Consider the following 23,155-nt stretch of genomic DNA (forward strand, 5'->3'; position numbering starts at 1 on the left):
GATACAATTTCTGACATTTTTCATCGCTTGAACACCGTATACTTCCCTCCAGGCCTCGCCATGAAGGGAATACGCATTTCCTTTACGACTTCATAAATAGTCATTGTCATCGTAAGGCGAAATTTTACATTGCGTTAATTGATGTCGGAGGGGCATCAATTTGGTGCGAATTGATATGTTTATTTGCACTCGTCAAATTGGATAGACTAGTGTCATCAGTTTAATAAGGATTAAACAATGAAAAAGTTACTTGTTATTTTCAGTTTTCTCATCTTCTCAGGTGCTGCGTTTGCGAATGACACACCTTATGAATTAATTAACCAAGTTGGCGATAAGCTATTTGCTGATATAAAAACGGTTAATAAAGATGGCAAAGCAACTGAAACTCAGATGAAGGGCATAGTACGTAGTCGCTTGATGCCACACATCGATGTGAAGTTTGTATCTTTTAAATTGCTTGGTAAACATATTAAAGGGCTAAAAAGAGACGAAGCCATCGAGTTTATTGGTGCGGTTGATAACTATCTTGTATCTACCTACGCTAATGCACTTTTACAGTACAAAGGCCAAGACGTATTGTTTGAAGAGTTACCAGTTTCTGATGGTGCTGATTTTGCGACGGTAAAGGTGGTAATAAGAGAGCAATCAAAACCAGATATAGACATGCATTTTAAGTTTCGTCAAAGCAAAGATGGAGACTGGAAAGTGTATGACATGGTTGCTGAGGGTATTTCTTTATTGAGTGCTAAGCAAAAAGAAATCACGATGAGAATCTCAGAAGTAGGTTTGGCTCAGGTTACGGCTGAATTGAAGAGTAAAGCATAAATCAAATTACTTCCCCCCGACTTTGAAGTAACCAAAAGAGCACATCATGGCTGATATGCTCTTTTTTTGGTTTCTGAAATTAGACTACTTGGTTTGTCAGTGGCCTTTCAAGTCTTGCTGCGTCGAGGTTTTCACAGGTTATTGTTGCAATCTGTTTTAGTGCTTCTTTGGTAAAAAAACCTTGATGTCCAGTAACTAGCACATTGGGGAAGCTAACCAAACGCGAGAAAACATCGTCTTGAATTATTTCTTCACTGTGGTTTTTAAAAAATAGCTCTGACTCTTGCTCATATACATCTAAGCCGAGGTAACCGAGTCGTTTAGACTTAAGCGCGGCGATACAGGCTTTGCTATCTAACAGGGCGCCTCTACTAGTGTTAATAAGCATGACACCCGCTTTCATTTTGGCAAACGCAGCATCATCAATAATATGATGGGTATGTTCATTAAGCGGACAGTGTAGGCTAATAATATCCGATTGCGCCAGTAAGATATCTAGAGAGACCAAGGTATAAGGACCTTCCCCTATGTTTGGGTCATAAACTAGGACATTGGCACCAAAGCCGTTTAAGATACTGACTAAGGCTTGGCCAATTTTGCCACAGCCGATGATACCAACCGTTTTATTGTAAATATTAAAACCGAGTAAGCCGTTGAGATCAAAATTATCTTCTCGAACTCGATTGTAGGCCTTATGTGTCTTGCGGCTGAGCGTTAGCATCAACGCGATACAGTGTTCTGCAACCGCTTCTGGGCTGTAGGCTGGAACACGGACAACCTTTATGTCACGCTGTTTTGCCTGTTGAATATCAACGTTATTGAAACCTGCGCAGCGTAGGGCGATGGTTTTAACGCCATAGTCAGCCAGTTCATCAATCACTTGTGCATTTACAGTATCGTTTACAAATACACAAACCGCGTCATAGTGCTGACACAGCGAAACCGTTTTTTCATTGAGTGACTCACTAATAAAACTTATTTCAAGTTCTGAGTAGGTATTTACGGCTTGCTCAAAAAACGGCACTTCATAGTTTTGCGAACTGAATAGGGCGATTCTCATGATTAATGTGGCTCTCTATCACTGACTTAAGCGTTTCTGGTTTTGTTCTTGGGGCATATCTTGATACTAGCATGCCTTCAGAGTTTATTAGAAACTTGGTAAAATTCCATTTAATTGCGCGGTTTTGCGCGATACCACGGGTGTGAGATTTTAAATAGCTAAATAATGGATGTGCATCAGGTCCGTTGACTTGTGTTTTAGTACAGATCTTAAAGCTTAAATTGAAATGTGTATTGTAAAACTCTTTAAGCATTTCATCTTCAAGTGGTTCATTGCGACCGAACTGATTACAAGGAAAGGCCAATACCTCAAATCCAAAAGGTTTGTATTTGCTGTATAGCTTTTCAAGTGCAGACAGTTGCGGAGCAAAGCTACATTTGCTCGCAATGTTAACGATCAATAGCGGTCTTCCCGCTAAGGACTGTAATGGCAAAACTTGGCCATCAATAAGCTGTGCACTAAAACGATAAATATTCTCCATCCTTTCAGGCTCCGTGTGATTTATTCATGTTATTCGGTATCAAAGCGGTTTTTTCATTTGCTATGACAGAGGTGGTCGGGTATAAAAACTCCATTCTTATTAAGATAACAACGAAATAGGACAGAAATATGTCAGTGAAAGTCGCATTTATAGGATTAGGCGTCATGGGGTATCCAATGGCTGGGCATTTGCAAAAGGTGGGTTACCAAGTCACGGTATACAATCGTACCACCAGCAAAGCCGAAAAATGGGCCGCTGAGTATACTGGCAACTTTGCAGTTACACCTAAAGATGCAGCGACTGACTGTGATTTTGTGTTTATGTGTGTTGGCAATGATGACGATTTACGCTCAGTCGTATATGGCGAGAGTGGTGTGTTAGCGGGGGTAAAGCCGGGAGCGGTGATAGTTGACCATACGACAACATCTGCAAAAGTTGCCCGTGATATAGCGCAAGAAGCCAGAAAATTACAAGTTGAATTCTTAGATGCCCCTGTATCTGGTGGTCAGGCTGGGGCTTTTTGCTGATTGACACATGTTATCAACTCTAGATTATCCTTTTAATGTTATTAGTTAAAACATTTAAACTCATAGTGTTAGAGTTTGTAATTCTCGAAATATGAAAATTTAAAAATGTTGACAATTGTCAATATTTCTCAAATTGAACAACTCCCCTTAATAATTTCATCTCTTAGCCTACAGAGCTCATTGTGGCTGACTTAGAAGGTTGTCCTCTATATTTAAATTAAATGTACTTTCTATTATTAACTTAATTACAACAGAAATGATGTTATTAGAAAAAAAATAAAATCTAATTCGTTTGTTAACCTAATGAGTTTACGGGGGAATAGTTAAATGTATATTTAAAACAATGTGTTAACGACCTTTTTGGTGTTTATATTATTTAGTGGTGTTGCTATATTTTTATCATGTGAGAAGTTTTTAAATGAGTTAAAAAATATGGGAGAGGATCGTAAAAGCTTATTTGTAGCCTTTGTAAATGATGGTAGAGCCGTTAGGCGACCAGATTTATCATCTCTCAAAGTGTTTGGAGAGGTAGGGGTTAAAATGGTGAAAGCATATAATGACTATTTTTCTCGCTTCAACGGTGAACCCCCGTATCAAAATTGTAGAACTGTACTTTTACAAATGGCCATTTTCGCAAAAAGCTCATTTGTCGATTTTACCGACGTAAAATCTGTTACTGATTTCCTATATGGCTTTCGTACTTATCTTTTTACAACTTCAAATTTGCGCTCTAACCTACCTACTAGAAATAACTATTGGATGACGTTTCGTAGGTATATTCAATTTTTGATGCTTGAAAGAGTCATTGCAAAAGGCTTAATACCACCAGGAAGTAAAAAGCTAAATAACCGTTCTCTAGTTAGAGAAAGCCAGTTAATCGAGAAGATTAATTCAGACAATCCATACGACGAAAAATCAATAATATCAATTAATTTATCTTTAAATGACGAGGAATATCTCGATGAGCTTGAGTCAAAATTTATAGATGTTAAAGAGGCCTTCTTATCAGCTTCATTACGTGAAATAAATGAAATAAAAAAAGCATTTAACTATGGTAAAACCCTCGCTAAAAGGGTTAATTGGGAAAGCTTACAGAAAAAAATTGAGCTAGCAGAAAAAAAAGGTAGTCCATACCATGACTTTGAAAACTCAACACCAATACATCTGTTTAGGCAAAACCATCCCGAATTCATATCAAATGTTCTTTGTTATATCAAAAATAAGCACCATGGGCTTTTTTTGGGGTATCAAAATTGCGGGTTAGATAGCGAAGCTGACGACGCACTTAAATACATCCATCGTGCATGTGGAGGTATTTCCGCATCAAAACTTGGTGGATACTTAGGAAGAGTAACAACTAGAATGTTAACTCCTTTTTTTGTCTATTTTCTGATTAGGTATCCAAGTTTCCGTGTTTACTCGCTATTAGATGCGGAAATAGAGGGTAAGTCCAGCCTAATGAGTAATTACACCTCTGTTGGCGAAAACAGTCAAACATTGCGTTTCACTATCGATAAACTGCGTGCACATGATGAAAAGTCGGGTTACTTAGATGATGAAGCTAAAGAAATACTTCAATTACTCATTGAATTAACAACGCCATTCAGAGCGAAGCTTAAATACGAGAAAGCCCCAAACTACAAGAAGCTTTGGCTAGTAGTTAATGGTGGAGATAGTTACGGTTTGCCTAGGCCCATGAATCAAAAAGCGCTGCGACGAACATTTGGGCTAAATGCTCGTCTCATAGAAACAGGTAGTTTAGCAAGAAACGATTTAGCTGTTGCAAAGAAGTCATTTTTAGCTTCCCATTGCGAACTTTCGCCATATATAGGCACAGCAACATTAAAAAAACTCCCGCCGATTCAGGGGATTTTGACATGGTTTGAATCTCTTGGTGATTCTGCGAAAGCAGCAACAATTCTTGGAAATACTAAAAAAAAGACTATGGAAAGCTATATTCCTAAACCTATCCAACACTTGATGAATATTAGGATGATAAGACGTTTTCAAAATTTGATTATTTGTGCTGCAACTACAGGCAGGGATTATATGTTAGAGGCAACAGATTTTTCGAGTATTGATGACGTACAGAAGTTTTTGTCTGATATGCTTTTGGTGGAACGAAGCGGTGGGAAAGATACTGAATATTCACTCACAATCAAACAAATTTTAATGGCAAATCGAAATATCAAACCTACTGAAACAGATAGATTAACTTCTACCTTGAAAGTTGCTAAATCACAAAAAAAATCCATGTTTCAATTTCTGCTGAAAGCTTAGCGGCCCTTTTTCTCTTTGAAGAGCATTTAGATAATACCTGTTCTTTCTCAAAAGGCTTCCAGGGTCAAAATAATCTTAGCTTTTGGTCTGAGTTAGCAAAAACGCTTCATCAGTTATTACCCAATCATCCTTTGCAACGAGAGTTTAGCTCAATTTATTTCAAAGCTATGGCAAAAGTAGATGAGTTAAGAGGAAAGATAACCTTTCCGAAAGTTAAGTGCTAGGGTTGGGGACTGAATGTGTACAAAGCAGATCTAGATTTCTTAAATGAAAAGCCACCAAGCGAAGAGCAATTACCAGAGGCTTATTGGCTAAATAACTATTACGCAAGTACATGGATAATTAAGTCAGGAAATGGATTTGTAAAACTGAACTGGGACTTTCTGTTACCTGATGAAACCTCTATGTTAGCCGAAGAAAATGAAAAACTACTTGAAGCTTGCAGGCGCACATTATTCAATTTGAAAAATCCTTATTACTTTAGACGTGAGATCAGCTCTAAAAGGCTAAAAATTTACTACCATATCTTAGTTTGTGTTGCTGAGTGGATAATATTAAATAAAGATTTGTATAACCCCAAAAAATATGCATTTTCCAGACTAGACAGTGATGCTATCAAGGGCTTAATTCGATTATTTATTGAGCATGGGAAAGATGGCCTTCAAGGACTTACTGTTAGGCTTCAAGCTAAATTGACTTCTATTCTTGAAAATAAGTGTGAGATGGATTTCGTCCAGACAAATGCTAGCTTAATACCAAAAAATTTAACTCGCACTGATTGGGTTGATAGCTCTTTAATTACGTTTACAGCAGAGGAATCAGAAAAGCTTAGAAGTTGGCTCTACTTAAAAGGTTTTTATCGGAAAGCCTATACAAAAAAATTTTCACTGAGTGATAATGATGATGTCGCTTATCTCCTAAACTCTAATATATACAGTAAATTAATAGGTGCACGTAGCAACCAAATTGGAAACAAGGCCAAGCTTTTTTTGCGTCAGTTCGAAATGGCAAGAGATTTTGAACTAGTTGAGCTGGCAGATCGCTATCAGACTACAGAATTCCTTCCATCCGATTACTTATCCTTAAAAGAGAAGTCACTAGCTACATCCACTTTAGGGTCAAGTAGACATTTGACTGATTTACTAGATGTGTTTGAACAGTTATCGCCCTTCATATCAGGATTACCAGAGCCTGTTGTATTGGCTTCATTGAACTTTTCTAATTTAGCAAAAAGTTATGGTGCAGGAGGTGATAAACACCATAGAACAACTCCAGTGCAAATAGCTTTGCAGCTAATCGACTCAAGCGTGGGTTATATTATCAATTATGGAGATGAACTAGTTGATACTTTTTTAATTTGGAAGCAACAATTAAATGAGCTTGAGTTAAAAAACTCAGGATTGTCGAATTGGTCATTAGAGAAGTTGAAATTACAAGCGTTTGAGAGGCTGATAATTCCCCCGTCGTTAGCTCCTTTAAATATTGTTAAAGAGCACTCTGCATGGGGAAATTCTAAAGGCTTTATCCGAAATGAACTCGGGGGACATCCAGGAGCAAGTACTTGCAGAAAAGAAATGTCCTTAGAAGATGCTATTAAGTTCTTGTTTGCATCTGCATATTGTTTAGTAGCTTCACTCTCAGCTAGACGAAGAATGGAATTAGGCGAATTACGATGTGGATGTGTAAAGGGCAATAAGGGGTCATATGAACTTGAATTTGCTTTGCGAAAGTCTGAGTTTGCGGGAAAGCGCACTATATTAAGAAGGCCTATTCCAAATATTTTAGCTAAGGCTATATTTTTATTAGAAAAAATTCACAATGGGCTTGGAAATATACACACTAAATCTCAACAACCTTATTTATTTTCTGCTCCTTATAGCTTTAAAGATCATACGCGCAATAAGCCGTCAATCAAGAGCATAGACCGTTTTGTTCATAGCTTTTGTGACTTTATAAACTTAGAAAAGACTTCACACAACAGAAGGTGGTACCCGAAGTCTCATGAGTTTCGTCGTTTTTTTGCAATAGTCTTTTTTTGGCAGTTCAAATTTGCAAATTTAGCCTCTATTTCTTGGATGTTAGGCCATGTAAATATAGAGCACACTTATGTATATATTCGTGAAAGTATCGGAGGAAAGGAATTAACGAAAGTAGAAGCCGCATATTCTGCCGATAGTATTCTAGCGGCAAAATTTGATGATGATAACGAATGTGCTTTGAATCGACTTCGAAACTTGGCTTTAAAACACTTCGGTTGTGATGACATAACGCTAGTTGAAAAGGAAGATTTAGAGCTTTACATGGGAGAGCTTATTGAAGGAGGAATTTATCAGATAAGGCCAGTCTATTTCACAACCGAACAGAAAGTGAAGTACAAGATGGTTTTTGAAATATTGAAAGAGAGCAATTTAAATGGATAGTGTGTCTATCAAGATTAGAAGCGTAATTAGTTCTTATGAACTTTTGCGCGCTATTATTGCTAAACCTCACTCTTTTTCCGATTTCAATATTTTATGTCTGAAGGATCAGACGCGTTTTGCTAAACTGAACCTACCAGAAAGAAATATAGTCTCTATGAGTTTGAACCGATGGAAAAAATATGCTGATGATGCAATACCAATTGGTTGGCGAGGTCTCGATAAATTGAGAAAACAGGCTCTAAGTAAAATTAAGTCTGAAAGCTTGAAGCAAGAAAATCACTCACGAGGTTCAAAAAAATATTTGCAACGTAAACTTGAAGAAGAAAAGTGCACCTCTCAATCTTATTTAAACGAAATTGTTAGATTTTCAGAACAATATAAGCATCTCTTACATATATGCCATATTCATGCTCGACAAGATAATGACTTTAAAGATTTATTTTGCAGACATTTAAAAAGGTATGCTGATACTGAACCGTTTAATCAAATTCAAAATGTTAGCGCTGCCAACGATGACTAAACTATGGAAGACAACCGATGCAAATTGCAAGCTTGTAGATTACTCTGTTGGCCAAGAGTCTTCTCTAGTATCAGCGCCTAACACACCTGTTATGTTTTGGCCGGATGATAAAGTGTGTTTGCCTGTAACTATGTGGCTAATAGAAAAAGCACAATTCTATTACAGTAAAGCCGGTAAAAAGGGAATTAGAGGCAATAGTAGCGGTACGGTCATTACTAGAGCTAGTCTAATTACTCATTTTGTTAAGTATGTTTTCAATAAAAATAATAAAAACTTCGCTTCTCTGAATGATGATCATATTGGTGATTGGAAAAAATCATTAGAAAACGAAGAGGATCCTAAAAACCCTTTAATAAAACGGAGAAAAAATACTCAAATAGGCAGAATAATGAGGGCTGGGTTAAGTTTTCTTATTTGGTACCAGAAAGTAATGCTTCCTCACAATAACTTGATTGGAGAAGAAATCGGCAATCAAATTACTATCGAGTTCGAAGGCGCCAATAAAAGGGGCAACTCTAGTAAAGAAGCTAGTGTTAACCATCGTCACATTCCCAACAATAATACTCCGAGTAAAGTCTTCGCGATAGGTCACGAGCGAATAACAACGCTCTACGATGTATTGAGAGAGACAGAGGCTAACGTGGACGTCAGAAAGCGAAACGAATGTATTCTTAAATTGCTAGAGGCATCTGGTGGTCGCAGAGTCGAAGTTAGTGAAGTTACGCTTGAGGATATTGCGTTAGCACTTTCGACGGGAATCTTACGTTTGCAATCAGCTAAAAGTAATGAAATAGAGCCTAGGCAAGTGCCAGTTGCGAAAGAGTGGATAGAGCCAATCTCTCTTTATATTAACACGCATCGAAAGAAAAAAGTGAAAGAACTAATCAAAAAAGGAAATTAAAAAATAACCCTAATTATTTGTTTATTAACTTATCTACAGGGGCAAAGTTATCCGAAACTTACATCACAAAGATGATGTCAAAATTAAAGTTGTCGGCCAATATTTCTGAAAAAACTTGTGCACATATGTTTCGACATAGGTTCATAACAATTCAAGTGGCTACTAGAATTAAAGATTTTAAAAAAGAAAATTTACCAATAGATGTTATTGACACTATATTAACAAAAGTATCATCCTTATCAGGTCATCAAGATCCTGCTAGTCTAAAACCATATATTGATATAGCGTTTGCGGAACTTGATGCATGGAAAACAGCAGATAAGGTTTTGGCAATACGTTCAAAACTTGAAGCTACTTATAGAGAATTACAAAGTATAAAACTTGATTTGCAAAACTCTAAAATGACAAAAGAAGAATTACTCATTAATTTTGATGGTTTATTGGAAATAATTTTATCAGCTAAAAATTAACTGTTGCTCTAGAGTTTTTGATTTGAGAAGACTAGCTGACAGTAATCTTTGAGTATGTTATTTAATTAGAGTATCTTACTTGTAGTCATCAGGGTTTAGTGGCTCAACACGAACTAAAGAGCCGTGGGCTTTTATTTGTTCATCATTTAAAGATTGATCTGAAAACTTTTCAAGCTCAATTGAGCACTTATCTTCAGTAAGGTTACATAATATAATATCACCGATAGCAAACTTGCATTCTTCGTTTTCAGGTAGCGGAATAGCCCCATTTTTACCTACTTTCACAATCATATATCAACCTGCGCATGGTATTTAATTAGCCTTGAATCAGCTCTTGATTTTTGAAAAAGGCTTCATTCTGATCTCAATACTAAAATGAAGCTTTGATGATAAACTCAAATATTCAAATAAGCCTTCATTCTGATCTCAGTACTGAAATGAAGACTTGATGATAAGCTCAAATATTCAAATAAGGCTTCATTCTGATCTCAATACTAAAATGAAGCTTTGATGATAAACTCAAATATTCAAATAAGCCTTCATTCTGATCTCAGTACTGAAATGAAGACTTGATGATAAGCTCAAATATTCAAATAAGGCTTCATTCTGATCTCAATACTAAAATGAAGCCTTGATTATAAGCTCTAATATTGAAATAAGCCCTCATTCTGATCGCAGTACTGAAATAAAGCCTTGATGATAAGCTCAAATATTGAAATAAGCCTTCGTTCTGATCTCAGTACTGAAATGAAGCCTTGATGATAAGCTCAAATATTCAAATAAGGCTTCATTCTGATCTCAATACTAAAATGAAGCCTTGATGATAAGCTCAAATATTCAAATAAGCCTTCATTCTGATCGCAGTACTGAAATGAAGCCTTGAAGATAAGGTCAAACTTTGAAATAAGCCTTCATTTTGATCATCAACAATTTTATTTACGCGAATTATCAAATTTTCGTTGTGCGCGTAACCAGAATTCACGCGGCATTCCGCTTACCACTTCAAGTCGTTCAGCTAAAGAAACTGTTACGCCTATTTTCTCTTTTAGAAAATCATCGTATTGTTCGATCGGGAGGTCTAACATTTTACTGAGGTCAGTATTGCCCAGTCCTTGAGCTCGGAATTTATGTAAGTACAGAGCCTCGAAATATCTAGCAGGATGTAGCACCTCTTTGTTATCTGGAACATTCACAATATCATCGTCTTCAATATCAGCAATATATTTAAGCTTTTGTTGGCTGCGAATTCTAGAGGTCGTAACATCAACTCTTGGGTTATCCAAACCGTTGTTATTGAAAGGGTTTGGTTGTTCCTTTTGGCTTGTTTGCCAACTTTCACACGAAGCCCCGATGACTTTTGCAAGCGGGATAGCATTCATTACCTCGGCAACAATTGATTCGACTAAATCAGAATAGCTAGTTGCATCTCGACTTAATTCTATTGCAACTCTTCCGTCTCTTGGATGACTAACAATCGCATCATCGAATCCAGCTTCAAAGAGGGCATCATCTATCTCATCCATAGTTAATAAATTATCTTTTACTTCAAAATTAACTATAACTTCAAACATTTAAAGCAGGTACTCTATTTATAAAAATCATTTTTCTGAGCGGCTTCGGACACACTTAGGGGGTGGTTTTCCTTAAATATATGTAGTGCTTCTGAGTAATTCATTTTATCCATAAGCGCTCCTACTTTAGTTAATGCTGACTGATATGTTGCATACGATTTTGCCCCCAGGTAAAGGTATTCATCTGGAGCGACGTATTGAGGAATTGCAATAATTTTCTCCTGATTCTTTGCCCGCAGAAATGTGATTAATTCGAGCGGGTAAGTACCATTCTTAATGACCCATAGTCTCATCATAGATACAAATTCATCATCATTAACATCTTTGTTCATATGCTCACCTTTTTGCTTAATGTGACTGTATTTAAATACATCGAGATATGTGCAGCTAAACGTAAATTAGAATGCTCTGATTCACTTTATACTACACCATTAACCCTGAAATAATCAAAATGATTACATCAATTTGATTGTTCCATTGCTCTGATTAAGCTAAAGTACTTTGATTAAAACTTGGTTTTATTAAAGTATGCAGCTCGAAAACCTGAACCATGCACAACGTGAACGCCTTGCTTTTATTGACTTTAGCCTTGAATTCTTTGGTCAAATAGCAAGGGCTGACTTGATCCAAAAATTTGGAACTGGCTTAGCTTCATGTACTCGCGATCTTTCTCTGTATAGAGAATTGGCACCAGATAATGCTGTGCTCATGCATGAGAATAAGCGTTATGTGCGCTCAGGCGCATTCAGAGCCATTTTTGAGCACGAACCTGAGTCTGTACTTAGAACATTGGCAAAAGGCTTTGGAGATGGCTTCTCGTTGCCACAAGAGAAGTCATCGGCATGCTTTTATGCGATTCGGCTGATTCATCCAAACGCTGAAATCATTTCGGGCATCATGCGAGCGATTTACTCTAACTCAGCGATTCATTGTGAATATGAGTCGCTTAGCAGTGGTGCAACCAAGCGGGTGTTAGTGCCACACGCCATTGTTAACAATGGTCATCGCTGGCATGTGCGAGCATTTGACCGTAAGAGCAAAGAGTTTCGAGATTTTGTTTGCACACGGTTCAAGCATGTCGAGCTTTTAGTAGCAGAGCCCAAAAGCGAAGAATTGGCCGAAGCAGATAGTGCTTGGAATACGCTATGTGAATTGCAGCTAGCACCTCATCCAAGGCTTAGCCATAGCAAGGCCATTGAAATGGATTACGGCATGACAAAGGGCATACTTGAACTAGAAGTTCGAGTAGCTTTAGCAAATTACGTACTCCGTCAGTGGAATGTAGATTGCACTGATGACGCAGCATTAACGGGCGACGAGTACCAATTGTATTTGAAGAATAAAAATAGTCTGGTCGATTTAATCGATTTCTCAATAACACCAGGCCAACAACTTAACTAGGAACAGTAACCAAGATGGTTGAACAACACAAAAAAGCACTCGAAAAACAGTTATGGAATATTGCCAACGCCTTACGTGGCAACATGAGTGCTGATGAATTTCGTGATTACATTTTAGGGTTTATCTTCTACAAGTATTTGTCTGAGCGTATGGATATATATGCAGACGAGCTATTAAAAGAGGATGGTATTAAGTTTGATGCCATTGACGAAAGCACCGATGAAGGCAAAGAATATCTAGAGGCTATTCAAGAAGAAGCCATTGATCACTTAGGTTACTTTTTAAAGCCAAGCGAGCTATTCCATGTGCTTGCTCAAAAAGGTGAAAACGGTGAGTTTATCCTTGAAGCGTTATCTGAAGTGCTTAACCATATCGAACAAAGCACTATGGGCACGGCATCAGAAGATGACTTCAATGGTCTGTTCGATGATTTAGATTTAACGTCAAACAAGCTAGGTAAAACGGAAAAAGCCAAGAACGAGCTGATTTCAAAAATCCTTGTTCATCTTGATGATATCGACTTCCTACACCACGAAACAGAAATCGATGTATTAGGCGATGCATACGAATACCTAATCGGGCAATTCGCTTCAGGTGCCGGCAAAAAAGCCGGTGAATTCTATACTCCGCCAATGGTTTCAAAATTGCTGGCAAAGCTCGTTACTATGGGCAAAGACAAGCTGCGCAGCGTTTACGACCCAACTTGTGGTTCAGGATCATTATTACTTCGGGTAGCAAAAGAAGTAAAAGAAGTTGGTAACTATTACGGTCAAGAGTCAAACCCTAGCACCTATAACCTTGCTCGAATGAATATGATTTTACACGGGGTTCATTATCGCCAATTTGATATTCAGCAAGACGACACATTAGAGCAGCCACATCATTTAGAAAAGCGCTTTGAAGCCGTTGTGGCAAACCCTCCGTTTTCAGCAAAGTGGAGTGCATCGGCTGGCTTTTTAACTGATGAGCGCTTTCAAGACTATGGCAAGTTAGCGCCTGCCTCAAAAGCAGACTTTGCTTTTGTACAACACATGCTTTATCAATTGGAAGACGACGGTACTATGGCGGTAGTACTCCCTCATGGTGTGTTGTTTAGGCCTTCTACAGAAGAGCACATAAGGAGGTTTTTAGTCAAAGATAAGAATTGGCTAGATGCTGTAATTGGCTTGCCTGCGAACATCTTCTATGGTGCTGAATTACCCACTTTGGTGTTGGTATTTAAAAAAGATCGATGCTTAGATGACGGTGTATTCTTTATTGATGCAAGCCAAGAATTCACAAAAGGTACCGGTCAAAACTACATGGATGAAAAGCACGTAGATAAAATAATATCAACTCTAGAAAATAGGTTGGATGTTAAACAATTTGCTCATTTGGCTTCGTTAAAGGAAATCGAACAAAACGGATATAACCTCAATATCCCTAGGTATGTAGACACTTTCATACCAGAAGAAGAAATCGATTTTTCCAAACTTATGAATGAGATACAGAAAAATAGTAAAGAACTTAATGAAACGGAAAAAGAAATTAAGGAACTTTTTACTAAATTAGGTCTTAGTGGGGACAACTTATGAGTTTAAGCGCCTCAAAACCAAAAGTTAGATTCAAAGAGTTTGAAGAAGATTGGAAGCCAGTTCAACTTAGTGAATTACTTTCTCCCTCCAAAAAGAAAAACAAGAATAGTAAGTTTGCGCGAAATGATGTCTTATCTGTAACGCAAGAGTATGGGCTTGTAAATCAAATAGAATACTTAGGCCGTTCCTTTGCAGGTAAAGACCTAACTAATTATGGAGTTGCAGAAGTAGGTGACATCGTATACACCAAAAGCCCTCTTAAAACTGCACCGTATGGAATAATTAAGGAAAATACATTTAAAGATGGGATCGTTTCTACATTATATGCTGTCTATAAAGTAAGAGAAAAAGTTGATGGGGGGTTTGTCAGTCGTTACTTCGAGTTAACAGATAATCTAAATCGTTATTTGAGGCCATTAGTTCACAAAGGCGCCAAAAATGATATGAAAATCAGTGCGGAAAGAGTCTTGATTGACCAAATATTTACTCCATCAATTGACGAACAATTAAAAATAAGAGATTTTTTTCAGTCGTTTGATAAATATATTGGCTTACTTGAGAAAAGATGTGAACTCCTTCATCAGAGAAGGAAGTCAATAGTGCAAAAGGTATTTAAAAAAGAAGTTCGTTTTAAAGATATAAAAGGTAATGAGTACCCATGTTGGTCGCCAAATAAGCTAGAAATGTTTTTAAAGGAAAGTAGGTGTACAGGAACAAAAGGAGATAAAGCTAAAAAGCTGACAGTAAAGTTATGGGGAAAAGGCGTAGTAGAAAAAACAAAGACTCATGAAGGTAGTGAAAACACACAATATTATAGAAGAAGAGCAGGACAATTTATCTATAGTAAGCTGGATTTCCTAAATTGTGCTTTTGGTGTGATTCCGGATAAGTTAGATAACTTTGAGTCTACTGTTGATTTGCCATGCTTTGATATTAAAAAGGAACTAAATCCGCTTTTTCTTTTAGAGTACGTAAAGCGTCAGGAATTTTATAAAAAATTTGGTTCTCTGGCTGATGGAGGAAGGAAAGCTAAGCGAGTACATGCAGATACATTTCTTCAGTTTGTAATTCATGTTCCAGCTCTAGAAGAGCAAAACAAAATAGTAAATCTTTTTCAAGTTCTAGATCGTCAATTAGCTTCAGAGGAGAAAAAACTAAGCATGATGAGAACTTTAAAAAAGAGCTTTTTACAACAGATGTTTGTTTAAGGGATAGAGGTAAAAGGAGTTATTGTGGCCTATCAGTCAGAACAAGAATTAGAAAATAACTTAGTAGCACAGCTAAATAAATGTGGCTTTGAAAAAGCAACAATTACGGATGTTAATTCACTTAGAACTAACCTCAAAAAGCAGCTTTCAAAACTTAATGGGTTTGAAATTAGTGATAACGAGCTCAAGCAAATTCGCAATGCCTTATCAAAAGGCAACGTGTTTGATAAAGCGAAAACGCTACGTGATAGGCTACAAATCGACAAGGACGATGGCACGGTTGGTTATGTTCGATTTCTTGATGATGACTTTAGTAAGAATCACTTCCAAGTAACTCAGCAAGTAACGGTAGAAGGCCATTATAAAAACCGTTATGACGTTACCATACTAGTTAATGGCTTACCGCTAATTCAAATTGAACTTAAGCGAAGAGGACTAGAGCTTAAAGAGGCATTTAACCAGATTAACCGTTACCAACGCCACTCTTATTGGGCGGAAGATGGCTTATTTCAGTATGTTCAGGTGTTTGTTATTTCTAATGGCGTAAACACTAAATATTACGCCAATAATCGCAAACAAAGCTTTAAACAAACCTTCTATTGGGCCGATGTTAAAAATGAGCGTTATACTGAATTAACTAAGTTTGCTGACGAGTTTTTAACGCCACACCATCTTACGGATATGATCACTAAGTATGTGGTGCTGAACGAAACTGACCGCATTCTAATGGTGATGCGTCCGTATCAAATCTACGCGACTGAAGCCATTATTGAACGAGTTGCAGAACGTGAACAGTTAAAAGCTCAAAATCAAGCAACCGATGAGCTCAACGGTTATATTTGGCATACCACAGGCTCTGGTAAGACACTAACTTCGTTTAAGACAGCACAACTTCTTACCGGCGATAGCAACATCCATAAAGTGGTATTTGTGGTTGATCGTAAAGACCTCGACTATCAAACCAGTAAAGAATTTAATGGCTTTGCTAAAGGTTGTGTTGATAGCACTGATAACACAAAGTTGTTAGTGGATCAGTTTACTGACGCGCCAATTCCAGCGGACAAAGTTAACGAAAAACGTAATACCAAACTGATTGTTACTACCATACAAAAGCTCAATAACGCCATTAGCCATAAGCGCTATTCCAAACGGATGGAGCCGGTGCAAGACAAAAATATGGTGTTTATTTTTGATGAATGCCATCGCAGTCAGTTTGGCGATACCCATAAGAAGATCACCCAGTTCTTCTCTAATCATCAAATGTTTGGTTTTACCGGTACACCTATTCTTGAAAAGAATGCGGTATCAAAGTCATCTCGTAAATACACCACGACAGACTTATTCCATAAGCCACTTCATAAATACACCATTGTTGATGCGATTAAGGACGAGAACGTGCTCAAATTCAATATTGAGTACGTTGGCCGCTATAAGAAGAAAGACAGCGCTAATGAGGTGGATATTGAGGTTGAAGGCATTGATACCAAAGAGCTGATGGAATCTGATGTTAGGTTAGAAAAGATCGCTGATTACATTATCGCTCAACATAAACGCAAAACACATAGTAAAGAATTTACCGGCATGTTCTGTGTGTCGAGCGTACCTGCCTTAATTAGGTATTATGAGCTGTTTGCCAAGAAAAAGGCTGAAGGTAAACACAACCTTAGAATTGCGACGATATTCTCTTATGCTGCTAATGAAGAAGATCCAGACGCTGATGGCTTAGATGAGGCCGTATTGAATAAGGTTGCCGAGCCTCAGGTCGCGTATAGCCATAGCCGAGATAAGCTAGAACAGTTCATTGGTGATTACAATGAACTGTTCAGCTGTAACTATACCACGAAAGACAGCGAATCGTTTTATAACTACTACAACGATATCTCCAAAAAGGTTCGGGAACGAAAAATCGACATTCTGCTAGTCGTGAATATGTTTCTTACCGGCTTTGATAGCAAAACACTTAATACTTTGTATGTTGATAAAAACCTTAAATATCACGGGTTGATTCAGGCGTACTCACGCACTAACCGCATTCTGAATGAGCAAAAGTCTCAGGGTAATATTGTTTGTTTCCGTAACCTTAAAAAGCGCACAGACGAAGCCTTAGCACTGTTCTCAAACAAAGACGCCAGAGATACGGTGATAATGCCGCCGTATGAAGAATTCCTGAAGCTGTTTAACCAGGCTTTAGAGCAGCTTAAAAAGATTGCGCCAGAGGTAGATAGTGTTGATTCATTGCTAGATGAGCATATGGAGCTGGAATACGTTAAAGCCTTTAGAGAATTAATGCGCTTGCGTAATGTGCTTTCAACGTTCGCCGACTTTGAGTTTGATGACGTAGACATCAGTGAACAAGAGTTCGAAGACTATAAGAGCAAGTATCTTGACCTTTATGACAAAGTTAAGACAAATACGGCACCTGAAAAAGAATCTATTCTCGAAGAAGTCGACTTTGAACTAGAGCTACTGGCAATGGATGAAGTAAACGTTGCCTACATCTTAAAACTGCTTAGCAAGCTCAAAGAGACAGACACTGAAGAAGAATACCAGTATCAGTATAAAGCACTTATGCAGGTTATTGGTGGTGATCCTAACCTTCGCAGCAAACAAGAATTAATTGATAAATTCATCCAAGAAAACTTACCAGAAGTGAAGTCAGCCGAAGAAGTGGATGACGCGTTTGCAGTTTACTGGGAAGTAGAAAAAGAAAAAGCCACTCAACAAATGGCTGAGGAAGAAAAGCTTATTCCAGAAAACGTAAAAGAGCTGGTCGAACGCATGATCTTCAACAACCAAGAACCACTGCGTGAAGACATAGTAGCGACGATGGAAAAGCCCCCAAGTGTATTACAACGCAAGAAAGTTATACCAAGGCTTGCTGAGAAGTTTAAGGGCTTTGTGAACACGTTTTATGGTGGGATGTAATGAATAACGTTAGTACTTATAGGTTAATTTATTTAAAGATTGATAAATATAAAAACATAAAAGACCGTGACGTACGGTTCACGCTAGACTATGAAATTCATGAGGATAAAATTGGGAAAAAACTGGAAATAGTTAAGTCAAAATTTTCTCATTTAAAAGATAAAAGACATAATTCACTTGGGCACTTGGATGTATTTACTGCATTGGTTGGCGAGAATGGTTCTGGAAAGTCTAATTTAATAGAATTAATTAGCTATATTTATACTACAGGTATGTTCCCCGAAGGTTTAGTTGGCAAGACTAGCAATAGTTATGCAGTTGTTGAACAAAATGTGAGTGGTAATATAAGCTTTTATCTCATCACACCTAATATATCTCACTACAATACAGAATTTTCAAAGACCATCGGAGTTGCGTTCTGTACAAAGCTGGAAGAATATAATGAATTTGGTAAGACAATTCTATATCACCCTCTCAATGACTTATCCGCTGGAACAACGTCTAATGTTGTCTTTAACACGGAAAAAATTGCTTCGAATCCATTTAAGAAACTTTCAATCGGAATTGCAGACAGTAAGTTAGCTAAACAATTTGCTGAAAACTCAAAGAAACTTATTGAATTTCAAGATTTTAAGCATATTTCAAACAATAAATATTCTAGGTTAGTTCTGCTTTTTAGTGATTTTAAAGCTGCAATTGAAGAAGATGTACTCTTACAAAATCAATTCAGTATATTTAGTAAGAGAACTGCGCAGGTTAAGCTATATAATGCGTTCCTTGGAATGCTCAAAAATGATGTCCATCCAGTAAGCTCTTTTATTTTGGTCTATGCATTCTTTATCACATTTAGCGCTGTGCAAAATAATAAGCGTTATTCAGATGTTCCGTATTTAGATGCTCTGATGGTGTCTTTTAGCCTTTTTGTCGAAGAAGTAGAATTTATTAAACCTTTTCAAAAAGAATTAAATAGATATATACAAAAGCAGGGGCTGGAGACTTTTCGGGAAGAAATTGGGAATCATGTAAATGAATTTCGTGAAGATATAAAATTATTTTCTGTGGAATATAATGAGTTAAATGGAAGCCATTTATCGGTTAAGTTGACCGAAGTTGAAGAAAATAAAGTATTGGATCTCATCTGCTCAAAGGATTGGTTCGATTTTCCAAATCAGCCCCGTGCATTCCAAGGAGCGGGAATACCTCTTAAAATAGATGGCCTTAGCTCTGGGGAAATAAGTGCTATTCACTATTTGAGTGAATTACACTCTAAAATTGAAAAATATGGCTCATCCGCACTTATTATTTTAGATGAGCCAGAAAACTCATTTCATCCTGAGTGGCAAAGAATTTTGATTTCAATAATGGACGAGCTATACAGCAAGCTCAATGTAGCTCCTCAGACAATAATATCCTCTCATAGCCCGTTTATTCTATCAGATATGCTGCCAGGGAAAGTACTATTTTTAGGCGATAAAAAAGGGTTGGATAACTGCTTTGCTGCAAATATTCATGATTTGCTTTCTGATGGTTTCTTCTTGAATCAAACAATTGGAAATGCTGCTAAAAAAGAAGTTACTAAGATAATAGATCTTATTAACACCCCTCTAGAAGAATTATCCGATGATAATGGAATAGCCATGAAAATAGAATTAGCTAGGGATGTCATTAAATATGTTGGAGATAATGTATTACAGAGAGAGCTTAGTAGAAAATTAAATAAATTTGAGCTCGCTTTATCTCCAATTGGTGAAGAACTGATATCGTTGCTTTCTACAAGTAAACAAAACTCTGAGTTAAAGGGAGAAATTAGGGAATTGGCTAGACGATACTCTTTAGGTGCTAATCCTAATGTTTAATCTAAACTACCGTGATTACCCCAAGATAGAAAAAATGCATCAAGAGTGGTGTAAAACAAATTCACCATTGCCGGAGCAGAATCCTGATGCGCAAAATGAATTTTTTAATTGGTTATATTCAGTAAAAGATGAGTTGTATACATGTTCACCTGAACAAATGTTAGACAGTCTCACATCTTTAATTCAAGTTTTCAATCAAAGTGTTATGAGAAACCAAGAGCTTTTTCATACCTTATGTGGTTACAGGTTTCTATTTTGGGAGCGATATAAGAATAACAATACTAATATTCTATTTTGTGTTTTTGAATGGCCACAAACACCAGAGTTTTTGAGAATTAGAGAACTTTGCAGAGGAAGAGCTAACGCTGCAAACAATGCAAATCTAGAAAATTCACTGCGTGAATTAAATATTCTAGAACAGGTAAGTGATGCGGTTGAAGATGGCCCAAGAAGGCTACTAATAAGCAAGTTTAAAAAATATTTCCCGCCGGACAGTCTTATAAAACTGCCACTAAGAAAGTTTGTAGATAATGATGATTTCGATGTGTTTGAAGCCTTTTGTAGCAATAATTTTGACTACAGAAAGTTTTCAAGACAACGTGGTGATTGGGGCCCATACCCGTTAATTGAACTGCTTGAAAATACAGTTTGTCCATATTGCAACAGGAGTTATACCCACTCTGTTTTTGAGGGGGATGTGTATGGAGGAAGACCTGAGCTTGATCATTTTTTGTCGAAATCTGTTTTCCCTTTTTTTGCCCTTTCTATTTACAACTTAATTCCTGTTTGCCACTCATGTAACCATGCAAAGCTAGACAAACATGTTGTCAAAATCTTGGATAACACAGCCGCATATACCCATTTGCATCCAAATATTTTAACGGATAATGTTCTTGATATTCAATTGTTTACAACAGAGCATGAAGGAGATTTATTGTCGTTTTTAGTCAATAATGATTTTTCTTTGAATGGAAAAATACAGATAACAGAAGACTGTAGAGCTAGAACAAAGGTTATGAATTCTATGGAAATATACAACTTAGCTTTCGATAATAGTGAGAGAAAGTTGGTAGGCTATTATAGAGACCACTACAAGGATATTGAGCGTACATTGAATCTAGTTAAACGGTACCCTGTAAGTGCAATCAATTCTATAGCTAATCTATTGAAGGAAGACGAAAAATCTTTAAGAAGAGTTTTTGTCGAGAACCTTATTTCGGAATCTCCAGGGGATGAGCCACTAGGTAAACTGAAGAATGACTTGTTATCTTCAATTATATTTAGTTTAGATGATTGAAGTTAATAAAAATAGCACTAAACCAAGGGGGAGTTATTTCTCTGTAGGTGTTACTATCAAATCAATTTTACAAATTTAAAAGATATAAATATGAATAAATTAAATGTCGCATTTATTGGCCTTGGAGTCATGGGGTACCCAATGGCAGGCCACCTTTCTAAACAAAAAGATTTATGCGTTACTGTTTATAACAGAACTAGCGCAAAAGCTAAAAAGTGGGCCGAAGAATACCAAGGACAAATTGCTATCACTCCACAAGAGGCTGCTAATGGAGCGGACATAGTCTTCCTTTGTGTGGGTAATGACAATGATATACGTGAGGTCACACTACTAGAGAATGGGGTTTTGAATTCAATGAAGTCAGGTAGTGTTCTTGTTGACCACACTACAGCTTCGGCTGATATAGCAAGGGAATTGAGTCATAAATGCGAGGAAAATAAAGTCGGATTTATCGATGCTCCAGTGTCTGGCGGTGAAGCAGGAGCAATCAATGGTTCTTTAACCATCATGTGTGGTGGAAAAGACACAGACTTCGACAAAATTCAAAATGTGATGAAAGCTTACAGTCGGTATTCAAAACTATTAGGTGAAGCTGGGGCAGGCCAATTGGCAAAAATGATGAATCAGATATGTATAGCGGGTGTAGTCCAAGGCCTTGCAGAAGCATTGCAATTTGGGGTTAATGCAGGAATGGATTGCGAGGCTGTAATTGAAGTTATTTCTAAAGGTGCTGCGGGTTCTTGGCAAATGGAGAATAGACACAAAACCATGCTTAAAGATGAGTATGAGCATGGTTTTGCTGTTGATTGGATGCGTAAAGATTTAGCTATAGCTCTTAATGAAGCTAAGAAAAATGGTTCTACACTTCCATTAACATCACTTGTTGATCAATTTTATGCGGATATACAAAAAATGGGTGGCAATCGTTGGGATACTTCTAGCCTATTAAAAAGATTGGTTTAACTTTTAATCTTTATTCAACAGTTAAGATTTAAGCAGATATGGTTGACAACTTTTTGAGATAGATGATGCAGTCCGCAAAAGGTGCAGAAAATGGCGTGTTAACGGTGATGGTTGGAGGAGGCGAAAGTACGTTTGAAAAAGCACAACCAATCATGGCCGCGTTTGCTCGCTTTAGCCAATTAATTGGAGAAGTGGGGGCTGGGCAGCTTTGTAAAATGGTCAATCAGATTTGTATCGCAGGTGTGGTACAGGGGCTCGCAGAAGGCTTACACTTTGCTAAAAAGGCGGGTCTTGATGGTGAAAAGGTAATTGAAACGATTGCTAAGGGTGCTGCTGGCTCTTGGCAAATGGAGAATCGTTATAAAACCATGTTGGCAGGCGAATATGACTTTGGTTTTGCAGTCGATTGGATGAGAAAAGATTTAGGCATTGCACTAGACGAGTCAAGAAGTAACGGCGCAAATTTGGCGCTTACAGCTTTAGTGGATCAATATTATGCGGATGTTCAAGCGCTTGGCGGCAACCGTTTTGATACCTCAAGTCTACTGGCTAGGCTTGACGCTATCCACGACAAAAACAAATAACCTTTCGTTTCTAGGGCCTGTTGACCTTTGCTGTTTGATTTTTGTTCTTCTGAGTGTGTTTTGGTCGCGACGCTCGACTTGCCGCCTAGTAATCTAGGCAAAAGTTGAGCAACAATGAACAAAGCGCACTCAGATGAACCCAAAGGGCAGCGCTTGATTAGCATTTCTACTGTGTTATAGCCAGACTTACATAGAATGACTATGCTACGCTGGCTCTGCCTTGTATAAATACCAATCAAACTGCTGCAAAAACAAACTTGAAAGATCAACAGGCCCTAGTCTAAGTAACTTA

At 37.4% G+C, this 23,155-nt stretch carries 19 protein-coding genes and 2 pseudogenes; 15 read left to right on the forward strand and 6 right to left on the reverse strand.

Going from position 1 to position 23,155, the window contains the following annotated elements; all coding sequences use genetic code 11:
- The first annotated feature begins 237 nt into the window (after positions 1-237).
- On the forward strand, positions 238-825 hold the full coding sequence (locus tag L3V43_RS10870) for an ABC transporter substrate-binding protein (protein ID WP_237116543.1): 588 nt from the start codon (positions 238-240) through the stop codon (positions 823-825).
- Between the two features lie 79 nt (positions 826-904).
- Here L3V43_RS10870 and L3V43_RS10875 read toward each other — a convergent pair whose 3' ends face one another.
- Both L3V43_RS10875 and L3V43_RS10880 read right to left on the reverse strand, forming a co-directional pair.
- Entirely contained in the window at positions 905-1,885 is a 981-nt protein-coding gene (locus L3V43_RS10875; RefSeq protein WP_237116542.1) for a 2-hydroxyacid dehydrogenase, read from the reverse strand.
- Positions 1,851-2,366: a glutathione peroxidase gene (locus tag L3V43_RS10880; protein WP_010373899.1), complete on the reverse strand. Its 516-nt coding sequence runs from the start codon at positions 2,364-2,366 to the stop codon at positions 1,851-1,853. Before L3V43_RS10880 ends, L3V43_RS10875 begins: the two co-directional genes overlap by 35 nt.
- Positions 2,367-2,494: 128 nt before the next feature.
- Here L3V43_RS10880 and L3V43_RS10885 point away from each other — a divergent pair.
- The 6 genes and pseudogenes from L3V43_RS10885 to L3V43_RS10910 form a co-directional block, all read left to right on the forward strand.
- Positions 2,495-2,884 (forward strand): annotated as a pseudogene (locus L3V43_RS10885) (NAD(P)-dependent oxidoreductase); the annotation flags it as partial.
- A gap of 372 nt (positions 2,885-3,256) precedes the next feature.
- The gene (locus tag L3V43_RS10890; RefSeq protein ID WP_237116541.1) at positions 3,257-5,173 is read left to right on the forward strand and encodes a hypothetical protein; all 1,917 of its coding nucleotides are present in this window, start codon (positions 3,257-3,259) and stop codon (positions 5,171-5,173) included.
- A gap of 239 nt (positions 5,174-5,412) precedes the next feature.
- A complete protein-coding gene (locus L3V43_RS10895) occupies positions 5,413-7,593 on the forward strand; it encodes a hypothetical protein (protein WP_237116540.1) in 2,181 nt (726 codons plus the stop codon).
- Positions 7,586-8,113, forward strand: a complete 528-nt coding sequence (locus L3V43_RS10900; protein WP_237116539.1) for a hypothetical protein — start codon at positions 7,586-7,588, stop codon at positions 8,111-8,113. Before L3V43_RS10895 ends, L3V43_RS10900 begins: the two co-directional genes overlap by 8 nt.
- Positions 8,106-9,014 carry a hypothetical protein gene (locus tag L3V43_RS10905; protein ID WP_237116538.1) on the forward strand — a complete coding sequence of 303 codons (909 nt, stop codon included), beginning with the start codon at positions 8,106-8,108 and terminating at the stop codon, positions 9,012-9,014. The genes L3V43_RS10900 and L3V43_RS10905 overlap by 8 nt, the downstream gene beginning before the upstream one ends.
- A gap of 155 nt (positions 9,015-9,169) precedes the next feature.
- Positions 9,170-9,484, forward strand: a complete 315-nt coding sequence (locus tag L3V43_RS10910; RefSeq protein WP_237116537.1) for a hypothetical protein — start codon at positions 9,170-9,172, stop codon at positions 9,482-9,484.
- A gap of 75 nt (positions 9,485-9,559) precedes the next feature.
- Here L3V43_RS10910 and L3V43_RS10915 read toward each other — a convergent pair whose 3' ends face one another.
- From L3V43_RS10915 to L3V43_RS10925, 3 genes are all read right to left on the reverse strand, one after another.
- On the reverse strand, positions 9,560-9,775 hold the full coding sequence (locus L3V43_RS10915) for a hypothetical protein (protein WP_237116536.1): 216 nt from the start codon (positions 9,773-9,775) through the stop codon (positions 9,560-9,562).
- A 641-nt stretch (positions 9,776-10,416) separates the two neighbouring features.
- The gene (locus tag L3V43_RS10920; protein ID WP_237116535.1) at positions 10,417-11,055 is read right to left on the reverse strand and encodes a hypothetical protein; all 639 of its coding nucleotides are present in this window, start codon (positions 11,053-11,055) and stop codon (positions 10,417-10,419) included.
- A 14-nt stretch (positions 11,056-11,069) separates the two neighbouring features.
- Positions 11,070-11,387 (reverse strand): hypothetical protein, encoded by a 318-nt coding sequence (locus L3V43_RS10925; RefSeq protein WP_237116534.1) that lies wholly within the window; start codon positions 11,385-11,387, stop codon positions 11,070-11,072.
- 196 nt (positions 11,388-11,583) lie between these two features.
- On the opposite strand from L3V43_RS10925, the gene L3V43_RS10930 reads away from it, so the two are divergent.
- From L3V43_RS10930 to L3V43_RS10965, 8 genes and pseudogenes are all read left to right on the forward strand, one after another.
- On the forward strand, positions 11,584-12,456 hold the full coding sequence (locus L3V43_RS10930; RefSeq protein WP_237116533.1) for a WYL domain-containing protein: 873 nt from the start codon (positions 11,584-11,586) through the stop codon (positions 12,454-12,456).
- Positions 12,457-12,470: 14 nt separating this feature from the next.
- Positions 12,471-14,030, forward strand: coding sequence for a type I restriction-modification system subunit M (locus L3V43_RS10935; RefSeq protein WP_237116532.1), 1,560 nt, complete (start codon positions 12,471-12,473; stop codon positions 14,028-14,030).
- The gene (locus L3V43_RS10940) at positions 14,027-15,238 is read left to right on the forward strand and encodes a restriction endonuclease subunit S (RefSeq protein WP_237116531.1); all 1,212 of its coding nucleotides are present in this window, start codon (positions 14,027-14,029) and stop codon (positions 15,236-15,238) included. Before L3V43_RS10935 ends, L3V43_RS10940 begins: the two co-directional genes overlap by 4 nt.
- 24 nt (positions 15,239-15,262) lie before the next feature.
- Complete coding sequence (locus tag L3V43_RS10945; protein WP_237116530.1) at positions 15,263-18,163, forward strand: type I restriction endonuclease subunit R; 2,901 nt, start codon at positions 15,263-15,265, stop codon at positions 18,161-18,163.
- Positions 18,163-20,019, forward strand: coding sequence for an AAA family ATPase (locus L3V43_RS10950; RefSeq protein WP_237116529.1), 1,857 nt, complete (start codon positions 18,163-18,165; stop codon positions 20,017-20,019). The genes L3V43_RS10945 and L3V43_RS10950 overlap by 1 nt, the downstream gene beginning before the upstream one ends.
- A complete protein-coding gene (locus L3V43_RS10955) occupies positions 20,012-21,316 on the forward strand; it encodes a hypothetical protein (protein WP_237116528.1) in 1,305 nt (434 codons plus the stop codon). The genes L3V43_RS10950 and L3V43_RS10955 overlap by 8 nt, the downstream gene beginning before the upstream one ends.
- Positions 21,317-21,406: 90 nt before the next feature.
- Positions 21,407-22,279, forward strand: a complete 873-nt coding sequence (locus L3V43_RS10960; RefSeq protein ID WP_237116527.1) for an NAD(P)-dependent oxidoreductase — start codon at positions 21,407-21,409, stop codon at positions 22,277-22,279.
- Between the two features lie 80 nt (positions 22,280-22,359).
- Positions 22,360-22,863: pseudogene (locus L3V43_RS10965) on the forward strand (NAD(P)-dependent oxidoreductase); the annotation flags it as partial.
- Here L3V43_RS10965 and L3V43_RS23810 read toward each other — a convergent pair.
- Complete coding sequence (locus tag L3V43_RS23810; protein ID WP_102056991.1) at positions 22,785-23,027, reverse strand: hypothetical protein; 243 nt, start codon at positions 23,025-23,027, stop codon at positions 22,785-22,787. The pseudogene L3V43_RS10965 and the gene L3V43_RS23810 overlap by 79 nt on opposite strands.
- Between the last annotated feature and the right edge of the window lie 128 nt (positions 23,028-23,155).

The sequence above is a fragment of the Pseudoalteromonas sp. L23 genome (assembly GCF_021728455.1).
Lineage (GTDB): Bacteria > Pseudomonadota > Gammaproteobacteria > Enterobacterales > Alteromonadaceae > Pseudoalteromonas.

Excerpts from the sequence above, each read along its gene's own strand:
- L3V43_RS10870 (WP_237116543.1), top strand. The coding sequence starts at position 238 with ATGAAAAAGTTACTTGTTATTTTCAGTTTTCTCATCTTCTCAGGTGCT.
- L3V43_RS10875 (WP_237116542.1), bottom strand. The coding sequence starts at position 1,885 with ATGAGAATCGCCCTATTCAGTTCGCAAAACTATGAAGTGCCGTTTTTT.
- L3V43_RS10880 (WP_010373899.1), bottom strand. The coding sequence starts at position 2,366 with ATGGAGAATATTTATCGTTTTAGTGCACAGCTTATTGATGGCCAAGTT.
- L3V43_RS10900 (WP_237116539.1), top strand. The coding sequence starts at position 7,586 with ATGGATAGTGTGTCTATCAAGATTAGAAGCGTAATTAGTTCTTATGAA.
- L3V43_RS10905 (WP_237116538.1), top strand. The coding sequence starts at position 8,106 with ATGACTAAACTATGGAAGACAACCGATGCAAATTGCAAGCTTGTAGAT.
- L3V43_RS10915 (WP_237116536.1), bottom strand. The coding sequence starts at position 9,775 with ATGATTGTGAAAGTAGGTAAAAATGGGGCTATTCCGCTACCTGAAAAC.
- L3V43_RS10920 (WP_237116535.1), bottom strand. The coding sequence starts at position 11,055 with ATGTTTGAAGTTATAGTTAATTTTGAAGTAAAAGATAATTTATTAACT.
- L3V43_RS10925 (WP_237116534.1), bottom strand. The coding sequence starts at position 11,387 with ATGAACAAAGATGTTAATGATGATGAATTTGTATCTATGATGAGACTA.
- L3V43_RS10930 (WP_237116533.1), top strand. The coding sequence starts at position 11,584 with ATGCAGCTCGAAAACCTGAACCATGCACAACGTGAACGCCTTGCTTTT.
- L3V43_RS10935 (WP_237116532.1), top strand. The coding sequence starts at position 12,471 with ATGGTTGAACAACACAAAAAAGCACTCGAAAAACAGTTATGGAATATT.
- L3V43_RS10940 (WP_237116531.1), top strand. The coding sequence starts at position 14,027 with ATGAGTTTAAGCGCCTCAAAACCAAAAGTTAGATTCAAAGAGTTTGAA.
- L3V43_RS10950 (WP_237116529.1), top strand. The coding sequence starts at position 18,163 with ATGAATAACGTTAGTACTTATAGGTTAATTTATTTAAAGATTGATAAA.
- L3V43_RS10955 (WP_237116528.1), top strand. The coding sequence starts at position 20,012 with ATGTTTAATCTAAACTACCGTGATTACCCCAAGATAGAAAAAATGCAT.
- L3V43_RS10960 (WP_237116527.1), top strand. The coding sequence starts at position 21,407 with ATGAATAAATTAAATGTCGCATTTATTGGCCTTGGAGTCATGGGGTAC.
- L3V43_RS23810 (WP_102056991.1), bottom strand. The coding sequence starts at position 23,027 with ATGCTAATCAAGCGCTGCCCTTTGGGTTCATCTGAGTGCGCTTTGTTC.